The organism is Microbacterium esteraromaticum (assembly GCF_014084045.1).
In the GTDB taxonomy this organism is placed as follows: domain Bacteria; phylum Actinomycetota; class Actinomycetes; order Actinomycetales; family Microbacteriaceae; genus Microbacterium; species Microbacterium esteraromaticum_D.
Window position 1 is genome coordinate 1023164 of the sequence record NZ_CP043732.1, and the last position, 23468, is coordinate 1046631.

At 70.7% G+C, this 23468-nt stretch carries 23 protein-coding genes; 13 read left to right on the plus strand and 10 right to left on the minus strand.

Annotated elements, in window-relative coordinates; all coding sequences use genetic code 11:
- Window positions 1-21: 21 nt before the first annotated feature.
- Window positions 22-483, minus strand: coding sequence for a DUF3817 domain-containing protein (locus FVO59_RS04920; protein WP_182255247.1), 462 nt, complete (start codon window positions 481-483; stop codon window positions 22-24).
- A 319-nt stretch (window positions 484-802) separates the two neighbouring features.
- Entirely contained in the window at window positions 803-2191 is a 1389-nt protein-coding gene (locus FVO59_RS04925) for an HNH endonuclease (RefSeq protein WP_182255249.1), read from the minus strand.
- 259 nt (window positions 2192-2450) lie between these two features.
- Between FVO59_RS04925 and FVO59_RS04930 the strand changes: the two genes are divergently transcribed.
- From FVO59_RS04930 to FVO59_RS04945, 5 genes are all read left to right on the plus strand, one after another.
- Window positions 2451-3311, plus strand: coding sequence for a serine protein kinase RIO (locus FVO59_RS04930; protein WP_346265687.1), 861 nt, complete (start codon window positions 2451-2453; stop codon window positions 3309-3311).
- Between the two features lie 546 nt (window positions 3312-3857).
- Complete coding sequence (locus FVO59_RS16370) at window positions 3858-4487, plus strand: vWA domain-containing protein (protein ID WP_259363446.1); 630 nt, start codon at window positions 3858-3860, stop codon at window positions 4485-4487.
- 10 nt (window positions 4488-4497) lie between these two features.
- The gene (locus FVO59_RS16375; protein WP_259363447.1) at window positions 4498-4908 is read left to right on the plus strand and encodes a vWA domain-containing protein; all 411 of its coding nucleotides are present in this window, start codon (window positions 4498-4500) and stop codon (window positions 4906-4908) included.
- An 18-nt stretch (window positions 4909-4926) separates the two neighbouring features.
- The gene (locus FVO59_RS04940) at window positions 4927-6363 is read left to right on the plus strand and encodes an MFS transporter (RefSeq protein WP_182255251.1); all 1437 of its coding nucleotides are present in this window, start codon (window positions 4927-4929) and stop codon (window positions 6361-6363) included.
- Between the two features lie 129 nt (window positions 6364-6492).
- The gene (locus FVO59_RS04945; RefSeq protein WP_182255253.1) at window positions 6493-8868 is read left to right on the plus strand and encodes a glycoside hydrolase family 65 protein; all 2376 of its coding nucleotides are present in this window, start codon (window positions 6493-6495) and stop codon (window positions 8866-8868) included.
- 205 nt (window positions 8869-9073) lie between these two features.
- Here the strand turns inward: FVO59_RS04945 and FVO59_RS04950 are convergent, their stop codons facing one another.
- On the minus strand, window positions 9074-9733 hold the full coding sequence (locus tag FVO59_RS04950; RefSeq protein ID WP_182255255.1) for a TetR family transcriptional regulator C-terminal domain-containing protein: 660 nt from the start codon (window positions 9731-9733) through the stop codon (window positions 9074-9076).
- 67 nt (window positions 9734-9800) lie between these two features.
- Between FVO59_RS04950 and FVO59_RS04955 the strand changes: the two genes are divergently transcribed.
- The gene (locus FVO59_RS04955) at window positions 9801-10703 is read left to right on the plus strand and encodes an alpha/beta hydrolase family protein (protein WP_182255257.1); all 903 of its coding nucleotides are present in this window, start codon (window positions 9801-9803) and stop codon (window positions 10701-10703) included.
- 8 nt (window positions 10704-10711) lie between these two features.
- Here the strand turns inward: FVO59_RS04955 and FVO59_RS04960 are convergent, their stop codons facing one another.
- Window positions 10712-11239 (minus strand): MarR family winged helix-turn-helix transcriptional regulator, encoded by a 528-nt coding sequence (locus FVO59_RS04960; protein ID WP_182255259.1) that lies wholly within the window; start codon window positions 11237-11239, stop codon window positions 10712-10714.
- Between the two features lie 86 nt (window positions 11240-11325).
- On the opposite strand from FVO59_RS04960, the gene FVO59_RS04965 reads away from it, so the two are divergent.
- Window positions 11326-12192 carry a MarR family winged helix-turn-helix transcriptional regulator gene (locus tag FVO59_RS04965; RefSeq protein ID WP_182255261.1) on the plus strand — a complete coding sequence of 289 codons (867 nt, stop codon included), beginning with the start codon at window positions 11326-11328 and terminating at the stop codon, window positions 12190-12192.
- Window positions 12193-12273: 81 nt separating this feature from the next.
- Complete coding sequence (locus FVO59_RS04970; protein WP_182255263.1) at window positions 12274-13149, plus strand: helix-turn-helix transcriptional regulator; 876 nt, start codon at window positions 12274-12276, stop codon at window positions 13147-13149.
- Window positions 13150-13611: 462 nt separating this feature from the next.
- On the opposite strand, the gene FVO59_RS04975 is transcribed toward FVO59_RS04970, so the two are convergent.
- The 3 genes from FVO59_RS04975 to dcd form a co-directional block, all read right to left on the minus strand.
- On the minus strand, window positions 13612-14829 hold the full coding sequence (locus tag FVO59_RS04975) for an MFS transporter (RefSeq protein ID WP_182255265.1): 1218 nt from the start codon (window positions 14827-14829) through the stop codon (window positions 13612-13614).
- A 79-nt stretch (window positions 14830-14908) separates the two neighbouring features.
- Entirely contained in the window at window positions 14909-15418 is a 510-nt protein-coding gene (locus FVO59_RS04980) for a hypothetical protein (protein ID WP_182255267.1), read from the minus strand.
- Between the two features lies 1 nt (window position 15419).
- Window positions 15420-16025 (minus strand): dCTP deaminase, encoded by a 606-nt coding sequence (gene dcd, locus FVO59_RS04985; protein WP_182255269.1) that lies wholly within the window; start codon window positions 16023-16025, stop codon window positions 15420-15422.
- 183 nt (window positions 16026-16208) lie between these two features.
- Here dcd and FVO59_RS04990 point away from each other — a divergent pair, with 183 nt between their 5' ends.
- From FVO59_RS04990 to FVO59_RS05010, 5 genes are all read left to right on the plus strand, one after another.
- The gene (locus tag FVO59_RS04990; RefSeq protein WP_182255271.1) at window positions 16209-16775 is read left to right on the plus strand and encodes a TasA family protein; all 567 of its coding nucleotides are present in this window, start codon (window positions 16209-16211) and stop codon (window positions 16773-16775) included.
- Window positions 16776-16827: 52 nt separating this feature from the next.
- Window positions 16828-17358, plus strand: a complete 531-nt coding sequence (locus tag FVO59_RS04995) for a signal peptidase I (RefSeq protein WP_182255273.1) — start codon at window positions 16828-16830, stop codon at window positions 17356-17358.
- Between the two features lie 88 nt (window positions 17359-17446).
- A complete protein-coding gene (locus FVO59_RS05000; RefSeq protein ID WP_182255275.1) occupies window positions 17447-19297 on the plus strand; it encodes an Ig-like domain-containing protein in 1851 nt (616 codons plus the stop codon).
- Window positions 19298-19347: 50 nt separating this feature from the next.
- Window positions 19348-20070, plus strand: coding sequence for a response regulator transcription factor (locus FVO59_RS05005; RefSeq protein WP_259363448.1), 723 nt, complete (start codon window positions 19348-19350; stop codon window positions 20068-20070).
- On the plus strand, window positions 20063-21283 hold the full coding sequence (locus FVO59_RS05010; protein WP_182255279.1) for a sensor histidine kinase: 1221 nt from the start codon (window positions 20063-20065) through the stop codon (window positions 21281-21283). The genes FVO59_RS05005 and FVO59_RS05010 overlap by 8 nt, the downstream gene beginning before the upstream one ends.
- Window positions 21284-21534: 251 nt before the next feature.
- Here FVO59_RS05010 and FVO59_RS05015 read toward each other — a convergent pair whose 3' ends face one another.
- From FVO59_RS05015 to FVO59_RS05020, 3 genes are read right to left on the minus strand one after another with little or no spacing between them, the layout of a single operon-like run.
- Window positions 21535-22200: a response regulator gene (locus tag FVO59_RS05015; protein ID WP_182255281.1), complete on the minus strand. Its 666-nt coding sequence runs from the start codon at window positions 22198-22200 to the stop codon at window positions 21535-21537.
- A complete protein-coding gene (locus FVO59_RS16380; RefSeq protein WP_259363449.1) occupies window positions 22197-22418 on the minus strand; it encodes an ATP-binding protein in 222 nt (73 codons plus the stop codon). Before FVO59_RS16380 ends, FVO59_RS05015 begins: the two co-directional genes overlap by 4 nt.
- Window positions 22385-23446 carry a histidine kinase gene (locus FVO59_RS05020; RefSeq protein ID WP_259363450.1) on the minus strand — a complete coding sequence of 354 codons (1062 nt, stop codon included), beginning with the start codon at window positions 23444-23446 and terminating at the stop codon, window positions 22385-22387. Before FVO59_RS05020 ends, FVO59_RS16380 begins: the two co-directional genes overlap by 34 nt.
- Window positions 23447-23468 lie beyond the last annotated feature (22 nt).

Sequence of the window (23468 nt, forward strand, 5' to 3'; positions counted from 1 at the left end):
GAGGCCGCGGTCCCCTGCGGGTCAGCGTCCGCCGGGAGGGCCGACCAGCAGCAGGATGCTGAAGATCGCTGCGACGGCGACGAGGATCAGCAGCCCGAGCACCCACGGCCGGTGCAGGAACCAGCGCATCGTGCGGTCGTACCAGGTGCGGTCACGGGGGTCGTCGGTCTCGTCGAGGCGCCACGCGCCGTCGAGTCGTCCGCTGCGGTGCAGCCAGATCTCGACGGGGATGGTGGCGTAGGGGATGACGGCGCTGACCACCGCGAGGACCGCCGCGCCGACGTGCCAGCGCTGGTGGAATGCGAGCAGCACCGCGGTCGCGCCGTAGGCGAGGAAGACGAAACCGTGGATGCCTCCGGCGATCGTCACGAGCACCGCCGGCTGCCCGACCGCGCGGGCGATCAGGGCGCTGATCAGCAGGGTCCAGGTGATCGCCTCGGCGATCGCGAGCACGCGGAACAGGCGGGCGGGCGTGGTGAACACGGTTCTCCTCGGTGGGCGTGGGTCGGGGTGCGTCGGGTTGAGTGCGTCGGGTTGAGTGCGTCGGGACGGAATGCGTCGGGGCGGAGCAGGCCGGGGCGGAATGCGTCGGGGCGATGAGCGTTACCGTGCGTCCGCGCGTCGAGCGTTGCCGACCGCGACCCCTCCACGCTAGGCGACCCGACTATGCGCCCGCCGGGCGCGGCTGCTCCGGCGCCTGTCAGGACGGCGCTTGTCAGAACGGCGCTCTCAGAACCGCGCCTGCCAGAACGGCGCATCAACGAACCGGGCCTGTCAGAACCGCCCCCTCAGAACCGCACCCTCAGAACGGCGCCTCGATGAACGTCACTGTGTTCGGCGGCGGTGGCCGGTCGACGTACGTGCGACCAGTGGGGCTGGTCCACTCGAGCAGTCCCCCGCCGAGCTGCACCACGTGCCACGGGGTCTGATGCTTCAGCACGTGATGCCGTCGGCAGAGAGCCGCGAGGTTCTCCTCGCTGGTCTCTCCCCCGAAGGCGGCATCCCGGGTGTGATCCAGGTCGCTGTCGCGCGCCGGCATCCCGCATCCGGAGAAGCGGCACCGCTGATCTCGCGCCCGCAGCGTGCGCCGCAGCGAATCCGGCGGACGATACCGGTCGACCGCGAGCACTCCGGCGGTCACCGGGTGCGTGAGCACCCGATCCCACCCGCTCGCTGCGCCCGCCAGCCGGCGCGCGGTGGCCGGATCGACCGGGACCCGCCCATCGATCTCGGCGGAAGGCCCGCTCTCGCCCATCAGCGTGGTCACGGGCACGGTGACGCTGACCTGCGCAGTGATCGCGCCGAGCATCCCGCCCGCCGAGTCATGGCCGAGCGGCGTGCCGGTGAGCAGCATGTCCAGCGCGAGGTCGAAGCGCCGCCGCCCCCGCGTGCGCGCGTCGGCGGCGCGGTCAGCAACGGCGCGGCCAGGATCGTCGCCGTCAGCCCTGGCATGGCCAGCCCCGGCGCCCTCAGCCCCGGCAAGGCCAGCCTCGGCGCCCTCAGCCCCGGCAAGGCCAGCCTCGGCGCTGCCAGCCCCGGCGCCCTTCTCGACCTCGAGCGCCCGCGCCATCTCGGTCAGACGTGCGTGAGCTCCGTGCACGAGCACCGACGGACCATACATGTGCAGTTCGGACATGGCATCCGGAAGATCGGTCACCCACACCCCGCGGTTCTCCCGCGCGTCTTCGTGACGTTCCTCGAGAGATCGCTCCTGATACTGCTGCGCGATGCGCTCGGCGACCACCCGCACCCGATTGGGCGAGTCGTCGTGAGCGAGCGCGATCACGCGCTCGCTGTAGGCGGCGCGGGCCGTCGCGTCATCGATGTGCGCGCCGGCCTCGACGATCACCCGCGCATGGCCCGCCGTGATCGCGCCGCAACCCTGCGCCTGCCACACCTGCGGGAACCGCTCGACGAGCACCTCCGCCGCGAGCATGCGCCGCTGCACGGTGCGGTCGCTGACGCGCAGCGCCGCGGCGAGCTCGGCCGCCACCGCGCGCAGCGTGAGATCGGATGTCTCCAGACCCTCGCCCTGCTCGGCGATGGACATCGCGAGGCGGTTCGCGACGGCGAGCAGCCCGTCGCGAGCGGCGAGCACACCCTGAAGCGTCTTCTCGACGGCCTGCAGCGACGACACGAGCGCGTCGAGGTTCGCCATGTCCTCGGCGGTCGCCGTCGCAATTCCGTTCATATCTTCAGTATCGCCATGGCCACCGACATTCGAATCTTCAACTGACACCTGGGCATGCCGAGAGGTCACGAACGCATAACGAGGTCCGGATGTCTCCCGCAGCGGGCCTAGGCTCGGACCGCACCGGGAAGCACCCGGAAGATGCGAGCGGAAGGAGCGACCGATGAACACCGTCCTCGTCGTACCCGCCGCCGACTTCCTTCCCACCGAGGCCGCCCGCCCCTGATCCGCGTGTGGCCGCCCTTTCCGGAGCCACATCGTGAACCCTCAGCACTCCGCGTCCTTCGACGCGTCTCCCTTCGACGTCACCCTCGCCTTCGCCGACACCGAGATCGGTGAGAACCAGCGGTGGTCCACCTGGCCCGCCACCATGCCGACCGAGCGCGGACCGCTCCCTCGCCCCGACTGGGTGGTGACCAGCGCGGCCGCAGTGGACACCGAACTCGGCATCCTGAAGACCGGGAAGGAAGCCGACGTGTTCCTCATCGAACGATCGGTGCCAGGAGCCGGATCGGGCCCCGGCCTCAGCACGCTGCTCGCGGCGAAGCGGTACCGCGACAGCGACCACCGCAGCTTCCAGCGCTCATCGACGTACACCGAGGGCCGGCGCACCCGCAACACCCGCGATGCCCGCGCACTCGCGAAGAAGTCGGCCCATGGCCGCCAGGTCGCCGCGGCGGAGTGGTCGTTCGCCGAATTCCAGGCCCTGAGCCGCATGCACGCGCTCGGCGCCCCGGTGCCGTACCCGGTGCAGGTCGACGGCACCGAGATCCTCATGGAGTTCATCGGCGACGATCGCGCAGCCGCTCCCCGGCTCGCGCAGGTGAGGGCGGATGCAAGGCAGCTGGCCGACCTGTTCGACCAGATCGTCGAGATCATGCACCTGTTCGCGGCAGCGGGCCTCGCGCACGGCGATCTCTCGGCGTACAACCTGCTCGTGCACCGAGGACGGGTGCGGGTGATCGACCTGCCGCAGATCGTCGACACCGTCTCGAACCCGCAGGGACTGGATCTGCTGCACCGCGACTGCACGAACATCTGCGACTGGTTCGCGAGGCGCAGGATCGACTGCGACGCCGAAGCGCTGTTCGCCGATCTGCTCGCCACGTCGTTCAGCTGACGGCGCCTGCGCACGCTCTGTCGCGCGCGACCGCTCGGCTCTAACATGAAGTGCCGACTTGCTGGGGCAAGGCGGCGCCCTGGGTATCCCGCATCGGGCGGTGAGCGACGTGCGACGAGCACGTCGACGAGCCCCACCGCCAGCCGAAGGGATCGCAGCCCGTGTCAGGGAGCCTCCGCGAGCGCCGCCGCATCCAGCGGCATCGACGCGCGCTGGGCTATGCCGCCGTCACTGCGGGCATGCTGGTCTCACTGTGGTTCGGCACCTCGCTGCGCGCGCATCCGGATGCTCACCTGCCTCTGCTCTTCCTGCATCTCGCGTCGGTGATCGCAGGCCTGGGCGCCACGGTCGCGCTCGATGCGAAGGCCGTGATGTGGGTCGGCAGCCGCGCCGAGCTGGCCGACGTCACGCGCATCGAACGTTCGGTGACCCCGCTCGCCTGGCTCGGCATCACGGGCCTGCTCGCGTCTGGCGCGTTCCTCTCACCCGATCTCGGGATGCCCGTGACCGCCGTCAAGATGGCCGCGGTGTTCCTGGCGGCGAGCAATGGCGTCGCCGTCGGCCGACTCGCCGACGAGCTGCGCAGGCTGCCAGGCGGCCGCCGACTTCCTGTCGGCCGTGATCGTCGACGAGAAGTCGGTGTGGGACTACAACCGCGGCATCGTCAGTCGCGACGGCGTGACCCGCACGCTGGAGGATCCGCCCGCCGACCCGCTCGTGCCCATCTACCCCGCCGACGGGGCGTACGTCGCCGACAACCCGGCGGTGTCCGTCACCGGAGACTGGGTGGATGCCGCGGAGAAGGCCGCCGCGGCTGATTTCATCCGCTTCACGCAGAGCGCCGAGGGCCAGCAGATCGTTCGCGCCTCGGGCTACCGCGACCTCAACCGCGAACTCGACGACGATGTCGAGCGGGTCGGTCGGCTCAGCACCGCCGGCACGAAGACGCAGCTGTCTCCGGATGCCGGCGCGCTGGTGGCGGGGCAGGCCGCCTTCCCCGAGGTGAGGAAGCGCGCCAACGTGCTGTTCCTGCTCGATGTCTCGGGGTCGATGGACGAGCCGATCTCGGCGACCGAGACCAAGCTGTCGCAGGCCAAGAAGGCGATCGAATCCGCTCTCGAGCACTTCACCGCGGGCGACGACGTGGGGTCTCGCGGCCTTCGCCCAGGCGCCTGACGGCACCCTCGTGCCAGGCGCCGTGCGTCCCGTCGCCGACATCGCCACGACGAGGGAAGACTTCATCGCGGGACTGCGCGGCATCACGTCGATGGGTGACACCCCGCTGTACCAGGCGGTCGCGTCGTACGCCCAGACGCAGGCGGCCGCAGCGACGCCCGATCACATCAACGCGATCGTGCTGCTCAGCGACGGCGAGAACGACGTGAAGGTGCCCACCACGGACGTCGCGACGATGAAGGCGGCGCTCGCGGGCATCCCGCATGACAAGCACGTGCTGATCTTCACGCTCGCCTACGGCGCAGACGCCGACGTGGCGACGCTGCAAGGCATCGCAGGAGCGACCGGCGCGCATTACTACGACGCGACCGACCCGACGACGCTCTCGGAGGTGCTCGGAGACCTCGTCACGAGCTTCTGATCCGGTAGCGTGGCGGCCATGACCGGTCGTGATGCCGCTGCCGTCCCCCCGCCCACAGCAAGGACGGGAGCCGTCGCGGCCTTCGGCCGGGAGCACGAGAGCTCGGCGCCCGCAGCCACGAAGAAGCAGGTCGCGTCGTGGGCGATGTGGGACTGGGCGATGCAGCCGTTCAACACGGTCATCCTCACCTTCGTCTGGATCGCCCTCTATCTGACCTCGAGGATGTTCCTCGAGCCGTCTGTGCGCGAGTCCGGACAGCTCGCCGACGGGTCGTACATGAACTGCAACGAGTCGCAGTTCACGGCATCGGCATACTGCCAGGGGCTCACCGACCTGTCGGAGTGGTGGGGGTGGGCGAACTTCGCCGCGGGCATCCTGATCCTGCTGCTCGCGCCCGTGCTCGGCCAGCAGGCCGACGCGCGCGGCAGCAAGAAGAAGTGGGTGATGGGCGCGACCATCGCGATCGCGCTCGTGCAGTTCTCGCTGTTCTTCGTCGAGGCCGACCCGAAGTTCTTCTGGTTCGGGGCGTTCGCGGTCGCACTCGCGGCCGTCATCGGCGAGATCGGCAACGTCAGCTATTACGCGATGCTGTCGGAGGTGTCGACTCCGAAGAACGTCGGCCGCGTGTCGGGCCTCGGCTGGGGCCTGGGGTACATCGGCGGTGTCGTGGCGCTCATCGTGTGCATCCCCGTGCTCTTCCTGATCGGGCAGAGCGAGCCGCTCGCGTTCAAGCTCGTCGCGGTGATCTGCGGTCTGTGGACGATCGTGTTCTCGATCCCGATGTTCCGCAATGTGCCCGAGTCGCCGTCGTACGAGGGCACCGAGAAGGTGGGCTTCTTCCGCTCGTACATCGTGCTGGGCCGCAGCATCCGCGACCTGTTCCGCACCAACCGGCCGACCTTCTGGTTCATGCTCGCGGCCGCGGTCTACCGCGACGGCCTCGCCGGGGTCTTCGCTTTCGGCGCCGTGCTCGCGGCCCAGGGCTTCGGCTTCTCCTTCCTCGAGGTGATCGTCTTCGGTCTCGCTGCGAACCTCGTCGCCGGCATCTCGACGCTGCTCGCCGGGCGCATCGACGATGCGATCGGTCCTCGCCGCCTCATCATCTTCGCCCTCGCCGGGCTCGTCGTCATGGCGTTCGTCGTCTACGCGCTGCGCGACTACGGCACGATCGTCTTCTGGGTCTGCGGACTGCTGCTGTGCGCCTTCGTCGGCCCGACCCAGGCATCCAGCCGCAGCCTGCTGACTCGCCTCACCCCGCCCAGCCAGCAGGGCACGATTTTCGGCCTGTACGCGACCACCGGGCGGGTGGCGTCGTTCCTCTCGCCCCTCGCCTGGTCGCTGTTCCTGATGTGGTTCGGCGGGATCGTGTACGGCGTGCTCGGCATCGGGCTCATCCTGCTGATCGGCCTCGTGCTGCTGCTGTGCGTGCGCTTCCCGAAGGATGTCGGAGCGTAGGACGGGCCGCGCGCCGGACGACGAGGCCGGGTCGCCCTAGCCGTCCGCCCCGCTGCGGCGCAAGGGCCGCGCTCACGCGGAGCGCCTGACGCAGAATGGTCGCCCCGGCACCGACCCGACAGGAGCGACATGGCGCAGCACCGTTTCGACGTCGACCCCTGGGCCATCGGCTGGTCCTGCCTGCGGGACGCCGGCTGGGAGGAGGACGGGCAGTCGCACCGCGAGTCGGTTCTCGCGCTGTCGAACGGGCACATCGGATGGCGGGGCACCCTCGACGAGGGAGATCCGAGCGCTGCGGCCGGCAGCTACCTCAACGGCGTCTTCGAAGAGCACCCGATGCCGTACGCCGAGGACGGCTACGGCTACCCGGAGCACGGGCAGACCGTGGTTCACGTGCCGGACGGCAAGGTCATCCGCCTGCTGGTCGACGACGAGCCGTTCGACATCCGCACCGGAGAGCTGATCAGCCACGAGCAGCACCTCGACTTCCGCACCGGCATCCTGCGCCGCACAGCCGTCTGGCGATCCCCCGCCGGCCGCAGAGTGACGGTCGGCTCCGAGCGGGTCGTGTCGTTCACGCGACGGTCGATCGCCGCTGTGCGCTATGAGGTCACCTCGATCGACGCCGAGGTCGAGGTGACCCTGCTCTCGGAGATCGTGGCCGACGAACCGCTGCCCGAGGTGCATCCCGACCCGCGCGTCATGGAGGCACTGCGGCATCCCTTCGAGCCGGTCGAGCAACGGGCATCCGCAGGACGAGCGACCATGACCCAGCGCACGAGGCGCAGCGGCATCACGGTCGCCGTCGCGACAGACCATCGCATCGAGGCATCCGCGCCGCAGACCGTCGAACCGCGCACCGAGGTCGGACACGACCTCGCCCGCACCACCGTTCGAGCGAGGCTCGCGCCAGGCGAGAGCGTCCGGCTGTTCAAGGCCGTCGGGCACGAGTGGTCGTCCGACGTCGAGCACGTCGCCCTGCAGGACCGCGCCGAGACGGCCGTCTCGGGCGCGATCGACGCCGGATGGGAGGCGCTCGTCGCCGAGCAGAGCGCATACCTCGACGACTTCTGGGCCCGCGCCGACATCGTCATCGAAGGCGATGAACGGCTGCAGCAGAGCGTCCGGTTCGCGCTGTTCCAGGTCGTGCAGGCCGCCGCACGGGCCGAGGTGCGCTCGATCCCCGGCAAGGGTCTCACCGGCGTCGGCTACGAGGGTCACACCTTCTGGGACGCAGAGGCCTTCGTGCTCCCCGTGCTCACCTACACGCAGCCCCGCGCCGCCCGAGACGCCCTCGTCTGGCGGCACTCGACGCTGGATCACGCGCGTCACCGCGCCGAGCAGCTGCACCTCGAGGGCGCGGCGTTCCCATGGCGCACGATCGACGGCCGCGAGTGCTCCGGGTACTGGCCGGCGGGGACCATCGCATTCCACATCAACGCCGACATCGCCGCGGCGGTCACACGCTACGTGCGGGCCACCGGCGACGAGGAGTTCGAGCGCGAGAAGGGACTGGAGCTCCTCGTCGAGACGGCGCGGCTGTGGTGCTCGCTCGGGCGGTGGGACGACGACGGCTCGTTCCACATCGACGGCGTGACCGGCCCGGACGAGTACTCCGCACTGGTCGACGACAACGTCTTCACCAACCTGATGGCGCAGCGCAATCTCCGCGCCGCGGCGGAGACGTCCCAGCGGTACGGCGACGAGGCCTCGGCACTCGGCGTCACCTCCGATGAGATCGCACGATGGACGACCACCGCCGACGCGGTCAGCATCCCCTACGACGCAGACCTCGGCATCCCGCAGCAGTCCGCCGGATTCACGCAGAAGCAGCGGTGGGACTTCGAGGCCACCGGCGATGAGCAGTACCCGCTGCACAGCCACTTCCCGTATTTCGACCTGTACCGCAAGCAGGTGATCAAGCAGGCCGATCTCGTGCTCGCTCTTCAGTCGACGCCCGAGGCGTTCTCGCCGGACGAGACGGCGCGCGCCTTCGCCTACTACGACGAGCTGACGGTGCGCGACTCGTCGCTGTCGGCCTCGGTGCAGGCCGTTGTCGCCGCACGCACCGGCCACCTCGACCTGGCGATGGACTATCTCGTCGAGGCAGGCACGATCGACCTCGACGACCTGCGCGACGACGTCGACGAAGGTCTGCACGTCGCCGCGCTGGCGGGTGTGTGGAACGCTCTGGTGCGCGGCTTCGGCGGCATGCGGGACGACGACGAGAGGCTGCGGTTCGCGCCGCGCGTCGCCGCCCCGATGAGGGCGTTCTCGTTCGGGATGCTGGTGCGCGGCCGCGCACTTCGCGTCGACGTCGAGCATGACGGCGTCACCTACCGACTCATGGACGGCCCCCCGCTCGGCATCCGGCACTTCGACGAGGAGATCACGCTGGAGGCCGGAGCGACTCAGCGTCTCGGTATCCCTCCCCTGCCCGATCCCGGCCCGCGCCCGACGCAGCCGCGCGGCCGGGCGCCGCGGCGGGCGCGCACCGCGACCTGACGCGTCAGACGCGCCCCTGCGTGTGCCAGTACGCCAGGGGAGACCCGCCGATGAGGAACCGCTCATACCGCTCTCGCGGTACGCGCTGCGCGGTGAGGGGATCGGCGGCCACCGGGGGCCGAGCGACGAAGCACGGCCACGGGCTCGACAGCATCCGGCAGCGTATCCCGGCGCGGCGCCGCGCGCGGCAGCGCGGAGGGCGAGCTCAGCCGTCCAGCGCCTGCAGCGCGCTCTCGTCCGCCCCCGCGCCCATGAGCAGGTCGCGCATCGCGCGCTGGGCGAGGAGATAGGGCCGATCGCTCCCCCACAGCAGCGATCGGGCATTCGCCTGCTCGTAGAGCGCGGGAAGGGAGAACGCGAGCAGCTCGACGCCGTCGTCGTCGAGATCAAGCCGGCCCGCGTCGACCGCCGCACGCACCTGCGCGGCGACGTAGCCGTACCAGTCGTGCATCGCCGCACGGACCGCGTCGCGCACCGGCCCCGGCTTCGAGTCGTAATCCGCGCTGACCGCAGCGAAGAAGCATCCCCCCGCGAAGACGCGGTCGCGGGAGTAGTCGATGAGGTTGCGCATCAGCGCCACCAGCCGCGGCAGCCCTCGTTCGTGCTGCCGCGCGGGTTCGACGACGACGTCGACGAAGATGGATCGGCCGGCAGCGACGGTCGCCAGCTGCAGGCCCTCCTTATTCTGGAAGAGCCCGGCGATGCTGCTCTTGCTGTGGCCGGACTCCACCGCCAGCCGGCCGATGCTCAGCCCGTCCAGCCCCTCGACCGAGACGAGATCGGTGGCGCGGCGCAGCACGGCACGACGCGATGCGTCGCCGCGCACGCGACGGCCGTCGATGACCGCGGGGTCGGTATCCGCCATCCCCCTAGTCTACGAACGATCGTTCGGATACTCTATGAACGATCGTTCGTATTGTTGGGAGGCCCTCATGTCCCGATCCATCAGCATCGCCGCCGCAGGCATCCGCGCCGTCGGGGCCGTCTCGCCCTCGCTAGCCGCCCGCATCGCTCTCGCCGCCTTCTTCTCGACGTCGCCGCGCATGGCGGTGCGCGATGACGACCGGCATACGCACGATTCGGCGCGGCGCGGCGAGATCGAGGTGCGCGGCAGGCGCATCACCACGTACGCGTGGGGCAGCGGAACGCGAGCCGTTCTGCTCATGCACGGCTGGAACGCACGCGCCGCGCAGTTCGCGACACTTGTCCGCGAGCTGGTCGGAGATGGTTACCGCGTGGTCGGCTTCGACGCGCCCGCGAACGGCGCCTCCGCCGGACGGCGCACGGATGTAAGGGACTGGGTCGCGGCCGCCCAGCGACTGTCCGACACCGAGGGGCCGTTCGATCTCATCATCGGGCACTCGTTCGGAGGATTCGCCGCACTCGCGGCCGTTCGCGCCGGCGTCGGAACCGGGCGGGTTGCGACCATCTCAGCCGCTGGAGGGGTGCAGGCCTTCCACGATCAGTTCGCCGCGACCCTTCGGCTCACCCCCGCCGTCAGACGCGCGTTCGAGGCGCAGTTCTATCGCCGACTGGGCATGCCGCGATCGACCGCCGATGCGCGCTACGACTCACTGCGGCATCCGCTCCCGCAGCACGTCGACTTGCTGGTCGTGCACGACGTCGACGACAGCAGGCTGGATGCCAGCCACTCGCGCGAGCTTCATGGGGTCCACCACGGGCACTCCGAGCTCGTGCTCACCGCGGGCTACGGCCACAACCGCACGCTCCGCGCCGACCCCGTGCTGGACGCGGTGCTCGCCTTCGCGGCGACCACGAGCAGCCGCGAGGAGGAGGCCGCCCGCTCTGCGGCATCTGCGCCTCGCCTCGGCTGACGCACCCGTCAGCTCGACCAGCCGTCGGCGAGCTTGGTCAGCAGGCTGGCGAGCTGATCCCGCTCGGTCTCCGTGAGCGCCTGCAGCGCTCTGCTCAGCCGCTCGCGTCGTTCGCCGCGCACGCCGCGGATCATCCGCGAGCCCTCTCCGGTGAGGGCGATGCGAGTGCGCCGGGCATCGTTCGGGTCCGCCTCGCGACGCACCCACCCCCGGTCGACGCCCTGCTGCACGAGCCGCGAGGCCCGCGGCTGGTCGACGCCGATCGCGTCGGCGATGTCGCTGACGCCGAGAGGATCGGATGCCAAGGCGAGCGCATCGAGCATCCGCACCACCGCCGGCGCGCCGGCCCGATCCCCGCCCCATCCCCTGGGGCCGCCGCCGCGACCGCGGTGCCCGTGCGACTCGTGCGGATGCGGATGCGGGTGCGGATGCCCGTGGGCATGCAGCCCCGAACCGGCGCCGCCCCCGCGCCCGCCGCGAAGACGCGCGAGGGCCGAGGCGATGGCCTCTGCGGGATCGGGATGCGAGTCGGTCATGGAATCGACTTTACATGCAACTTGACATGCAACGCATTTGCATGTCACACTGCATGTACATGCACAATGACATACAAAGGATTCCCATGAACAGCAATGACACCCGCCCCCTCGGCTACTGGATCACCGCCGTCGACCGCCTGATGCGAGCCGAGTTCGCCACCGTCTTCGAAGACGAGGGCATCACCCGCCGCGACTGGCGCATGCTCAACCGCATCGCCGGCACCCACGGCGAGCGCCCCACACACGACCGGCACGGTCACCGACTGCGTCGCCTGATCGGACTCGGATGGATCGAGCGCACCGCCGACGACTGGGCTCTCACCGAATCAGGCACCCTCGCCATGCAGCGACTGAGCAGTTCCGTCGAGGAGATCCGCGCCCGGGTCGCCGACGTTCTCACCGCCGAGGAGTACGCCGCGATGACAGCATCGCTCGAGAAGGTCGCCCGCGGATTCGGCTGGGAGGACGGCAAGCCGCTTCCCCGCCGGCACGGCCGCGCCGGACGCGGTCGGGGTGGCGAGCGCCGCAGCTTCGGGCACGGGCACGAGGGCCACGGGCACTCGGGGCACGGGCACTCGGGGCACGGCGACTCGGGACACGGACACTCGGGGCACGGGCGGTTCGGACACCGCGACTCCGGACACGGGCACGAGGGCCACGGGCACTCGGGGCACGGCGACTCGGGGCACCGCCGCGGTCGCGACCAGCGACACGGGCACGCGAACGGCCGGTTCGGACGCGAGCGCGGCTTCGGGCACGCCCACGGCCACGAGGGCGAGAACTCTCAGGGCCACCCGCACCACCGCGGGCACTCGGGGCACGGGCACTCGGGACACGGCGACTCGGGGCACGAGCACTCGGGGCACGGTCGCCACGGCTTCGGTCCCCGCCACATGAGCGAGGGCCGCTTCTCCCGCGTGCAGCACGTGCACTTCCACACCCACTGCTGATCCACCGCGAGAACGCCTTCTTCCTGGCATACCGCGCCCGCGCGCCGGAATAGTCGTGCGCGTGGGCGGGTTGCCAGAGGCATGAGCCTTCTCGCGCCCGCCCCCGCCGCCCTCGGCGCCCGCGGCGACGCGCTCGAGAAGCTCCTGGGAGCGATCGCAGTCAGCATCCGGTCGCAGCGCCGGCACTTCCCGCCCGCCGGCGACACCATCCCACTCGCGTCCGACGGCCTGTCCCTCGTCTACGTCCTCGCCGGCGAGGTATCGCTGCCCCGCGACGCGGGGCTTCCCGACGGGCTCTCCGCGGGCGACGCGCTGCTGCTCTCCGGCGCTCGCCCGATCCCGCTGCGCATCCCCGCCGGCTCGGGGGTGCTCGTCTCGCACCTCGCGCTCGCCGACGGCTCGGCCCACGTCGCGCCCCTGCTTCCGGACGTCGCCTGGATCCGCAGTTTCGAAGAACTCGAGCCCGCGGCCGCGGCGCTCGCCCAGCACATGGGCACCGATGCGCCCGTGGTGTGCGACCGCGACGGCGATCTCGTGATCTGCCGCATGATGGCGACGACGCTGCTGCAGTCAGTGATCCGTGCCTGGTCGAGTGCGTGCGCGCCGCAGGGCTGGCCGTCGCTCTCAGATGATCCGTTCCTCGACCGAGTCGTGGATGCCGTGAACGCCGACCCCGGACGGGAATGGACGGTCGAGCAGATGGCATCCATCAGCGCCCTCTCGCGCTCGGTGTTCGCCGAGCGCTTCCGCGCGGCCTTCGACCTGTCGCCCGCCCAGTACGTCGCGGAGGTGCGCATGCGTGCGGCGCGCGCGCTGCTCATCGACGGCCGCGGAGTGAGCGAGGTCTCCCGCGAGCTCGGCTACGCATCCGACGAGGGCTTCAGCCGCGCCTTCCGCCGCCACACCGGCCTGACACCGTCGGCATGGCGCACGCGGGCATCCCTGGCATCCGCCTGACCGCATCCCCACCGTCGGCCGTCCGCCGGCATCCCCCGCCCGATCTCCCACCGGCGTTTCCCATCCGACACCACACCCCGCAGACGGAAAACACCGGCACCCGAAGCCACTCACCAGCGTTTCCCATCCGACGGCGCGCCCGCGGGCGACCTGACCCCGCACCACTCGACCAGACGCAAAACGCCGGCACCGGATGCCACCCACCGGCGTTTCCCATCCGACACCACACCCCGCAGATGGAAAACGCCGGCACCGGATGCCTCCCACCGGCGTTTCCCGTCCGGTAGTGGGCGACCCGCAGACAACTGACCCCGCACCACCCGACCAGACGCAAAACGCCGGCACCGGATGCCAGCCACCGGCGCTTCCCATCCGCCGGCGCGCCCGGCAGATGGGAAAGGCCGGCACCGGATGCCACCCACCGGCGTTTCCCATCCGGTAGTGGGCGAGCAGGCGGAGGCCTCAGCGGCCCCGGCGGTCGGAGATGCCGAAGAGCACGGCACCGACGGCGAGCATCACCGCACCCACGGTGTACGCGAGCTCGATGCCGAGGGCATCCACCAGCATGCCGCCGACTCCGGCCGCGAGCATGATCGCCGCCTGGAACCCGACGACCACGAGCCCTCCGCCGGCTTCGAGTCGATCCGGCATCCGATGGCCGACCCACGTGTTCACGATCAGCAGCCACGAGGCGAAGAAGAAGCCCCAGACGAACGCGACGACTCCGACCGTCCACAGCGATCCGGCACCCACGATGATCATCATCACGGCGAGCGCGATCGCCACCGGCGTCGCGACGGCCAGCACCCGATATGTGCGGTCGATGCCGGCCCCGATCACGAGGTTGCCGATGAACCCGCCGACGCCGAACACCGCCAGCAGCACGATCACCGTGCCCTCGTCGATGGCCCCGCCGTCGATCTGCACCCGCTCCAGCGCGAGGCGGATATAGGTGTATGCCAGCGCGTGGCCGAAGATCACGAGCACGTGTCCGACGACCCCGAGTCCGATGCCGGGGCGGCGCAGCGTCTCGGTCAGCACGGACAGGCGCGCCGCGTTCTCGGCCGGCACCGGCGGCAGCAGCGTGCGCAGCGCCACGGCGAGCAGTGCGGTCGCGGCCGCCGCGATGCCGAACACCCCGCGCCAGTCGAGCAGCTGACTGAGCATCACGCCCACCGGCACACCGGCGACAGTCGCAAGCGACGTGCCTGCCGAGGTGAACATCACCGCGCGCCCGAGCCGTTCCGGCCCCGCGATGCGCGCGGCGACCGTGATCGACATCGTCCAGAAGCCAGAGAGCGCCGCCCCGAGCAGCACGCGGGCGACGAGCATGAGCGCGAGCGACGGCGCGACGGCCACCACCAGGTTCGACACGGCCGCGAGCACCGCCATCCACACCAGCAGCGTGCGACGGTCGAGCCGGGGCAGCATCAGCCCGATGGTCGGCGCGACGAACAGTCCGGCGAGCGCGGTGACCGTCACCAGCTGTCCGGCCTGCCCCGGAGTGACGCGCAGTTCGGCGGCGATCTCGGTGAGCACGCCGTTCGGCAGGAACTCGGCGCTGACGAGCAGGAAGCTCATCGCCATCATCGTCAGCAGCGCCGCATAGGGCATGCGGGCGGCACGGCTCGCCGTGGTGGGAACGGAGCCGGTCGCGGGATCGGAGGCGGTGGTCGTCATGGTTCCAGCCTGGCTCGCAGGCGGATGCTCTGCCCGACCGTGCGTCCGGGGCATCCGACCATTCGTCCGGAAGCGCGGATCAGCTCAGCAGCACGCCGATGGTGACGACGGCGCCGCCGAGGAGCAGCAGCAGGAAGCCGTAGATCGCGACTGTCCATCCGCGGTAGCTTCCGGGCGTCGCTCCCGCCGGCGGCGGGACGACCGCCGGATCGGGTGCGGGTGCCGTCTGACGAGCTCCGGATGCCGGGGTCGGCACCGACGCGAGCTTCTCGGCCACCGGGATGCGCCTGGCTGCGCGCGTGGGCGGATCCTCCGGCGGGGCCGGCGGGATGACGGGCTCGGCAAGCGCGGATGCCGGGATCTCGGCATCCGGGATCGCCGGCTCGGGAACCTCCGCCTCGGGCACGGCCCCCTCGGGCACAACCCCCTCGGGCACAACCCCCTCGGGCACGGCCCCCTCGGGCACGACCCCCTCGGGCACGAACCCCTCGGGCACAACAGGCTCGGCGTTCGCGGGTGCGACCTGCTCGGACGCGACCGGCTCCCCCGCGCCGGGTTCGGGCTTCTCGGCATCCGTCGGGTCGCTCATGTCAGCCTCCGATGGCTCCGGCATCGGTCGTCCCGACATCGGTGCGGTGGAAGTTCTGGAACGAACGGGATGCCGTCGGCCCCCGCTGCCCCTGGTAGCGGTTGCCGTACGGGCCGGAGCCATAGGCGTTCTCGGCGGGCGAGGTGAGGCGGAAGAAGCAGAACTGACCGATCTTCATCCCGGGCCACAGCTTGATGGGAAGGGTCGCGACGTTCGCCAGCTCCAGCGTCACGTGCCCGCTGAAGCCGGGGTCTATGAACCCTGCGGTCGAGTGGGTGATGAGACCGAGACGACCGAGCGACGACTTGCCCTCCAGCCGGGCGGCGACGTCGTCGGGCAGGGTGACCTGCTCGAAGGTCGCACCGAGCGCGAACTCGCCCGGGTGCAGGATGAACGGCTCGTCCGGATCGACCTCGATGAGCCGGGTCAGCTCGGGCTGATCCTCGGACGGGTCGATGAACGGGTACTTGTGGTTGTCGAACAGCCGGAAGTACCGGTCGAGACGCACGTCGACACTCGACGGCTGCACCATCTGCTCGTCGTACGGGGCGAGCCCGATGCGGCCCGATGCGAGTTCTGCCTTGATGTCGCGATCGCTGAGAAGCACGTCTTCAGCGTAACGGTGCTGCTGCCGGCGCACCGATCTGTAACCGGATGCGGATGGCTGTAACCGAACAGGGTCGACGGTGTTGCCCTCCTGTGGCGTGGCCGTTGTCGCCGCCTCCGTAGCGTCGGAATCACAAGCTCTCCCCCACCGACCACGGCCGATCGGCCCACAGAACGGAACATCATGAACGACACCACCACCCCCGCCGCCGCTCCCGCGAAGTCGCGCAAGCGCCTCGTCATCGTGCCGCTCGCCGGCCTGCTCGTCGCCGCCGCAGTCGCCGTCGGCTCGGGCGCCGACTTCGTGTCGAACTCGGTGAACACGGCCAATGCGTTCAGCACAGGCACGCTCGCGCAGCAGAACTCCAAGTCGGGCAAGGCGATCTTCAACGCAGCGAACCTCAAGCCGGGCGACACCCTCAACGGCACCGTGACCATCACCAACTCCGGCAGCCTGCCCGCCTCGTTCACGCTCACCGAGAACGCGGTCAACGGGTTCGTCAAGGCCGACAACCTCACGCTCACCATCACGCGCGCCGGCACCGGCACCGCGGTGTGGAGCGGCACCTTCGGCGCGCTGACCGCCGCCGGCGCGCTCGATCTCGGCACCTTCGCCGCAGGCGAAGCCCGCGACTACACGTTCAGCACCACTCTCGCGCAGAGCGCTGACAACACCGAGCAGGGCAAGTCGGCCACGGCGACCTACACCTGGGATGCCAAGCAGGGCGCCGCCGCCACCATCGACCAGTGAGCTGACCCCTCACCCTCAGACTGATCACCCGAGATCAGAAGAAAGGACGAGCATGAGCACCGCGAGGACATCCCGTGTGATCGCACGCACCCTGGTCACGATCACCGTCCTCATCGCCACGGCGATCGCGGCGCTCATGCTCGTCCCGTCCCTGCTCGGCTTCGACCGCTACGTCATCACCGGCGGGTCGATGTCCGGCACCTTCGAGCGCGGCACCGTCGTCTACGAGAGACAGGTGCCCATCGCCGATCTCGAGGTCGGCGACATCATCACGTACGTGCCGCCGCAGGACTCCGGCATCCACGAGCCCGTGACCCACCGCATCCTGTCGATCTCAGACGATCCGGCGGTGGAGGGCGGGCGCGTCCTGCGCACCAAGGGCGACGCCAATGCGAGCGCCGACCCGTGGACGTTCACCCTGGCCTCGGCCGTTCAGCCGCGCGTGGAGGGATGGATCCCGGGCATCGGCTGGATCTTCATCGTGCTGGCGATGCCCGGCATCCGGATGCTGGCGATCGGCGTCCCCGCGGCGATCATCGCCGCGCTCTTCCTGCGCGACCTCGTCGGGGGCCTGCGCCGCTGATCGTGTCGCCGCTGAGGGGCGGCTGTGGCACGGCTGTAACCGACCGCTCCGTAACGTCGAGAGCATGACAGAGGAAAGGCGGACGGCGATGACCGGCACCGCGCTGCGCAGCACCGCACTCGCGGTGCTGCTGTGCGCGCTGATCGCGGTCTCGAGCCTGGGCGGGACGCAGTTCTCCACCGCCGCCTTCACCTCGCAGTCGACGAACGCCGTCAGCACGGCGGGCGCGGCCGCCGACTGGACGCCGCCGACCGTCAGTGTCGTTGCGCCGTCAGGGCCGCTCAAGGGCGCGGCGACCGTCTCCGTAGCCGCGGCCGACGGCGAGACCGGCATCGCATCGGTCGTGCTGCAGATGCAGCCGGCCGGCGGCTCGACCTGGACCACGCTGTGCACGCTCGCGGCCGCCCCGTACAGCTGCACCTGGCAGACGACCACGGTCGCCGACGGCGCCTATGACCTGAGGGCCATGGCCACCGACAGCGCAGGCTACTCGGCCACGTCGGGGCTCGTGCGCGTCAACGTCGCCAACGCCTTCGCCGTGATCCTCACCGACCCTGGTGAGGTGCTGCGGGGCACCGTGCCTCTGCGGGCGAGTCTGCAGAACGCGTCGCCGCTCGGTTTGCTGTACGCGGTACGACTCGAGTACTCGGCCGCCGGCGCCGCCAAGTGGACGAGCATCGGCAGCTGCGCGAACCTGCTCGGCTCCGATCAGTGCACGGTCAACTGGTCGACCACCGCGGTGTCGAGCGGCGACTACGACATCCGCGCCGTCGCGTACCCGGTGCTGAATCTGACGAACATCGTCTACTCGGTGGTGTACTCCGACATCACCGTCGACAACGTCGCACCCGTCGTGTCGATGATCGACCCCGGTGCGACGCTCAGCGGCACGGTCACCCTCGCGGCGACCGCCAGCGACGCGCACTCCGGAGTGGCGTCGGTCGCCATCCAGTACCAGCCCGCAACGGGCGGGAGCTGGGTGACCGCGTGCACCGTGACCGCGGCACCGTACTCGTGCCGGTACAGCACGCTCGCGATGGCCAGAGGCGCATACTCCTTCCGCGCCGTGGCGACCGATGTCGCGGGCGGAACGGCGACGTCCAGCGCGATCGCCAACCGCACGGTCGACAACACGATCTCCTCGGTGTCTCTCGACGATCCTGGCAGCTACCTCTCCGGTGCCTCCACGCTCACCGCCAACGCGAACTCCACCGCCGGTGTCACCTCGGTGACCATCCAGTACGCGCCCACCGGGACGACCGACTGGAAGACCGCCTGCACCACCTCTGCGGAAGCCTTCACCTGCGTCTGGAACACCGCGGGCGTCGCTGACGGCAGCTACGATCTGCGCGCCCTGCTCGTCGACGGATCGGGACGGACGACCATCTCGGCATCGCTCACCTCACGTCGCGTCGACAACACGCCGGTGCGCGGACTCGACATCCAGGCCGTCAACGGCACGGGCACCCCTGGCCGCCTCGACGCCGGCGACGCCATCACGTACACCTACAGCAGGCAGATGAACCCGGCGAGCATCCTCGCGGGATTCACCGGCGCGGCGACCCCGGTCACGCTGCGTCTGCGCGACGGCGGTCTGGTCGGCACGGGCTCGGCGGGCGACACGGTCGATGTGCTCTCGTCGGCCGGCACCGGCCCGATCAGCCTCGGCACGGTCAACCTCCGCGGCGATTACATCAAGACGAACAAGACGACGCTGTACTCGGCGACCATGACCGCCACGACGGCGACCGTGAACGGCGCCTCGGTGACCACGATCAGGATCAGCGTGAACTCGCTGACCTCGGGCGGCGCGCTGCGCACGGCATCGACCGCCGGGGCCATGATCTGGACGCCGTCCGCCAACGCCACCGACCTCGCCGGGGTGCGCAGCACCACCGCGCCGATCACCGAGAGCGGCGCTCTCGACAGGGAGTTCTGATGTCAGATTCCGGTATATCGGATGTCGACGACGTTGATAGCCTCGACCACGTGGGGCGACGAATCCTGGTCGTGGAAGACGACGACGGCATTGCGGTGCCGCTGCTGCGCACGCTCGACCGAGAGGGGTACGTCGTCGAGCGGGTGGTCGATGGCAGCTCAGCGCTCGAGCGCGCCGGCGCCGACGTCGACCTCGTGGTGCTCGATCTCGGACTCCCCGACATGGACGGCCTCGATGTGTGCCGCCGACTGCGCGAGCAGGAGTTCGCCGGCGGCATCGTCATCCTCACCGCCCGCGACGGCGAGCTCGACCGCGTCGTCGGTCTCGACGTCGGCGCCGACGACTACATCGCCAAGCCCTTCGCACTGGCCGAGCTGCTCGCGCGCCTGCGCGCGCTGCTGCGCCGCAGCGCAGCACCTGCAGCCGCCGGGGCGCCGGAGTCAGGGCATCCGGATGCCGCCGCAGCAGCCTCCGCGCCCGCGCTCGTCGTCGACGTCGCGGCGCGGCGCGTGGTCGCCGCCGGTCGCGAGCTGGCCCTGAGCACCAAGGAGTTCGATCTGCTCGCCCAGCTCGACCGCACCCGCGGTGCCGTGGTCACGCGCGAGAGGCTGATGGACGAGGTGTGGGACGAGAACTGGTTCGGGTCGACGAAGACGCTCGACGTGACCGTCGCACGACTGCGGCAGAAGCTCGAGGAATCGGGAGCCGATGTGCGCATCACCACGCTGCGAGGGGTCGGCTTCCGGCTCGACGAGGGCGCCGCCGATGCGTGAGCGGCTCATCGTCGCATTCCTCGCCCTCGCCCTGGGCATCATCGCGCTGTACGGGGTGCCGCGCATCATCATGGTCGCCGACCTCGTGCACGCCTCCGAGAACCAGTACGCCGATCGGATGGCAGGAATGGTCGCTGCCGTCATCGACGATCGCGACGAGCCCGTCGACGAGGCGTTCCTCGCCTCGCTGCTGACCGAGGGCGAGAGCGTGGAGTACCGCCCTGCCGACGGCGACGCCGTCCGGGCGGGCTCCACGCCCGTCGGCAACGACATCACCCGCTCCTCCGACGTCTCCGCCGGCGGAGCCGTCGCCTTCACCCGGTCCGGCGAGGTCGTCGCCGAACGCGTGACGACGGCGATCGCCCCGGTGATCGTCATCGGCATCGGGCTGCTCGTGGTCTCGGCCGTCGTGGCCGTGCTGCTGGCGCGCTCGCTGTCGCGACCGTTCCTGCGCATCGTCGAGACGGTGCGCCAGATCGGCCGCGGCAATCTGCAGCCTTCCCCCGAACCGCTGCGCATCCCGGAGGCCAAGGCCATCGACGCCGCACTGCGCGACAGCGCGGCGACCCTGGAGCGCAGGATCCGGCGCGAGCACGAGTTCGCCGCGAACGCGTCGCACCAGCTGCGCACCCCGATCACCGCGCTCCGGCTGGAGCTCGAAGACCTCTCGCTCTGGCCCGAGACGGCTCCCGCAGTGCGCGAGCAGCTCGATCACGCGGTGCGCGAGATCGACAGGTTGGCGGATGCCATCTCGCAGCTGCTCGAGTTCGCCCGCGGCGGGACGCCCGGCTCGGGAACGTTCGAGCCGCTGCACGATTCGCTGCGCGCCGCCGCGTCTCGGTGGAACGCCCAGGCCGGGGCGTCGGGCCGGCGCATCCGCGTCTCGGCCTCGGGCTCGGCGCTCGGGGATGCCCCTGCCGCGGCCTCGCAGATCCTCGACGTGCTGCTGCACAACGCGATCGCCCACGGCCGCGGCGACATCACGGTGAGCGGTGAGCGGCGATCCGAGTACGTCACCGTGCAGGTCGCAGATCAGGGTCCGCGCCCGAGCGGCAATCAGATCTTCCAGCGCCGGCCCGAGCAGCGCAGCGCCACCTCGGGAGAGGGGATCGGACTGGCGCTGTCGGCGGAGCTCGCCGAGAGCCTCGGCGGTCACCTGCTGCTCGAGGGAGCCCCGACCACCACGTTCTCGCTCATCCTCCCCGCGCGCTGAGTGAGCTCCCGGGCGCGCTGCCACGTCGGAACCATCAGCCCATTCGGGTTCATCCCGGCGTGTTCGCGGTGAACACGCCGTCCCGGCACCGTATCGTCTGGCATCTCCGACGCGCTCGCCCGGGCGCGCTGCTGCGTCGGAGCCATCGGCCCATTCGGGTTCATCCCGGCGTGTTCGCGGTGAACACGCCGTCCCGGCGCCGTGTCGTCTGGCATCTCCGACGCGCTCGCCCGGCCGCGGGGCGAAGGGCGTCAGACCACTCCGGCCTCGTACGCCAGGATCACCAGGTGTATCCGGTCACGTGCACCGAGTTTTGCGAGCACCCGCCCGACGTGCGTCTTCACGGTCGACTCGCTGAGGAAGAACCGCTCGGCGATCTCTCCGTTCGTCAGCCCCTGCGCGATGGCGGCGAACACCTCCCGCTCGCGTTCGGTCAGCTCGGCCGTCGGATCGGCGACGGCGCCGGATGCCGGGCCGCCGGCGTCCAGCTGCCCCGAGACCCTGTCGAGCAGCGCCCTCGTGACCCGCGGCGCGAGCACTCCGTCGCCGCGGTGGACGGCGCGCACCGCCGAGAGCAGCTCGTGCCGCTCGGCATCCTTCAGCAGGAATCCGCTCGCGCCCGCCCTGATCGCCGCGAACGCGTACTCGTCGAGGTCGAAAGTGGTCAGCACGAGCACACGTGTGTCAGGGTGGCTGCGCACGATGGCATCCGTCGCCGCTATGCCGTCGATCCCCGGCATCCGCACGTCCATCAGCACCACATCGGGGCGCAGGGTCGCCGCCCGCGCGATCGCCTCCGCCCCGTCGCCTGCCTCGCCGACGACCTCGAGATCGGCCTCGGCGTCGAGCACCATTCGGAATCCGAGGCGGATCAGCGCCTGGTCGTCGACGAGAAGAAGACGGATCGGCTCGGTCACTGCTCTGCTCCCTCGAACGACTCCCGGCTTCGGTGCGGCAGCTCGGCGCGCAGCATCCATCGCCCCTCGCCCGCCGGAGCCGACACGACGGTCCCGCCGAGGACGGATGCCCGCTCGGCGAGGCCCCGCAGGCCGAACCCGCCGGTGGCTGCGGCGCGCGTGACGCCGTCGTTCACGATCTCGATCACCAGGGGCGACGCGTCATGGTCGATGCGCACGTCGACCGCGGTGGCCCCCGGCGCGTGGCGGATGGCGTTGGTGACGCCCTCCTGCACGATGCGTCCGACGGCGAAACGCACCGCCGGCGCGGAGTCCGGTTCACCGCGAACGGCCAGAGATGCGGGGAATCCTGCATCCCTGGCGGCGGCCACCGTCTCGGCGGGGCTGACCGGCTCGAGGGGGCGAGCGGAGCGTGCGGATCGCCGTCGCGCAGCACCCCGAGCATCGATCTCATCTCGGCGAGCGCAGAGCGGGCGGTGCGAGCCGCGGCGAGCGACGCGTCGCGCGAGCGGCTCCGATCGTCGGTGGCCGCGGCCCCCTCGGACAGCGCGACGACGACGGTCAGCGAATGCGACACGATGTCGTGCATCTCGCGGGCGATTCGGTCGCGCTCGGCCGCTGCCGCGAGCTGCGCCTGCTGGTCCCGCTCGACGAGCAGCTGGCGGGAGCGGTCGATGATCGCCTCCAGATAGCGGCGTCGGCCGCCGACGTTGACGCCGATGAGCGCGGCGATGAGTCCCGGCACGGCCACCGAGAGGATCGCGTTGACCAGATCCTGCACGTCGAGGCGACCGGCGCCCAGCAGTGCGAGTCCGAGCACGGCCGTCGCCACGGCGCCGAGGCCGAGCCAGAGCCACGCCAGACGTGTCGCGCGATACACCGCGACCGAGTACACGGCGACCGCGAACATCAGCGACCCGGTCGCCGAAGTGCCCGCGAGAAGGGCGAGGTCGACGACCAGCGCCGCGACCAGCGCGGCGGTCGTGCGGGAGCGTCGCCACACCAGCGCGATGCACGCGCCGAGGATCAGCATCCCGAGCACGGCCGTCACCACGGGTGAGTGCGCGCCGTCACGCTGCTGCGCGGTGCTGCTCAGACCGAATGAGCCCAGCAGGCAGAACAGGGCGATCAGGATGTCTGCCAGGCGCGGATGCCGCGCCCAGAACCGCCGGATCACGCCGGGCGGACGCGGCAGCCGCAGTCCGTCGTCCGTGAGGACGTCCGAGCTGCGGCTGCGCGTTGACACGCTCACGACTCTACGTGCCGGT

Coding starts and splice junctions, on each gene's coding strand:
- FVO59_RS04965 (WP_182255261.1), top strand. CDS start 11,326: ATGAACAGCAATGACACCCGCCCCCTCGGCTACTGGATCACCGCCGTC.
- FVO59_RS04980 (WP_182255267.1), bottom strand. CDS start 15,418: ATGAGCGACCCGACGGATGCCGAGAAGCCCGAACCCGGCGCGGGGGAG.
- FVO59_RS04995 (WP_182255273.1), top strand. CDS start 16,828: ATGAGCACCGCGAGGACATCCCGTGTGATCGCACGCACCCTGGTCACG.
- FVO59_RS04960 (WP_182255259.1), bottom strand. CDS start 11,239: ATGACCGACTCGCATCCCGATCCCGCAGAGGCCATCGCCTCGGCCCTC.
- FVO59_RS04970 (WP_182255263.1), top strand. CDS start 12,274: ATGAGCCTTCTCGCGCCCGCCCCCGCCGCCCTCGGCGCCCGCGGCGAC.
- FVO59_RS05000 (WP_182255275.1), top strand. CDS start 17,447: ATGACCGGCACCGCGCTGCGCAGCACCGCACTCGCGGTGCTGCTGTGC.
- FVO59_RS04950 (WP_182255255.1), bottom strand. CDS start 9,733: ATGGCGGATACCGACCCCGCGGTCATCGACGGCCGTCGCGTGCGCGGC.
- FVO59_RS04955 (WP_182255257.1), top strand. CDS start 9,801: ATGTCCCGATCCATCAGCATCGCCGCCGCAGGCATCCGCGCCGTCGGG.
- FVO59_RS04975 (WP_182255265.1), bottom strand. CDS start 14,829: ATGACGACCACCGCCTCCGATCCCGCGACCGGCTCCGTTCCCACCACG.
- FVO59_RS04990 (WP_182255271.1), top strand. CDS start 16,209: ATGAACGACACCACCACCCCCGCCGCCGCTCCCGCGAAGTCGCGCAAG.
- FVO59_RS04945 (WP_182255253.1), top strand. CDS start 6,493: ATGGCGCAGCACCGTTTCGACGTCGACCCCTGGGCCATCGGCTGGTCC.
- FVO59_RS05010 (WP_182255279.1), top strand. CDS start 20,063: ATGCGTGAGCGGCTCATCGTCGCATTCCTCGCCCTCGCCCTGGGCATC.
- FVO59_RS04940 (WP_182255251.1), top strand. CDS start 4,927: ATGACCGGTCGTGATGCCGCTGCCGTCCCCCCGCCCACAGCAAGGACG.
- FVO59_RS16370 (WP_259363446.1), top strand. CDS start 3,858: ATGGCGTCGCCGTCGGCCGACTCGCCGACGAGCTGCGCAGGCTGCCAG.
- FVO59_RS04925 (WP_182255249.1), bottom strand. CDS start 2,191: ATGAACGGAATTGCGACGGCGACCGCCGAGGACATGGCGAACCTCGAC.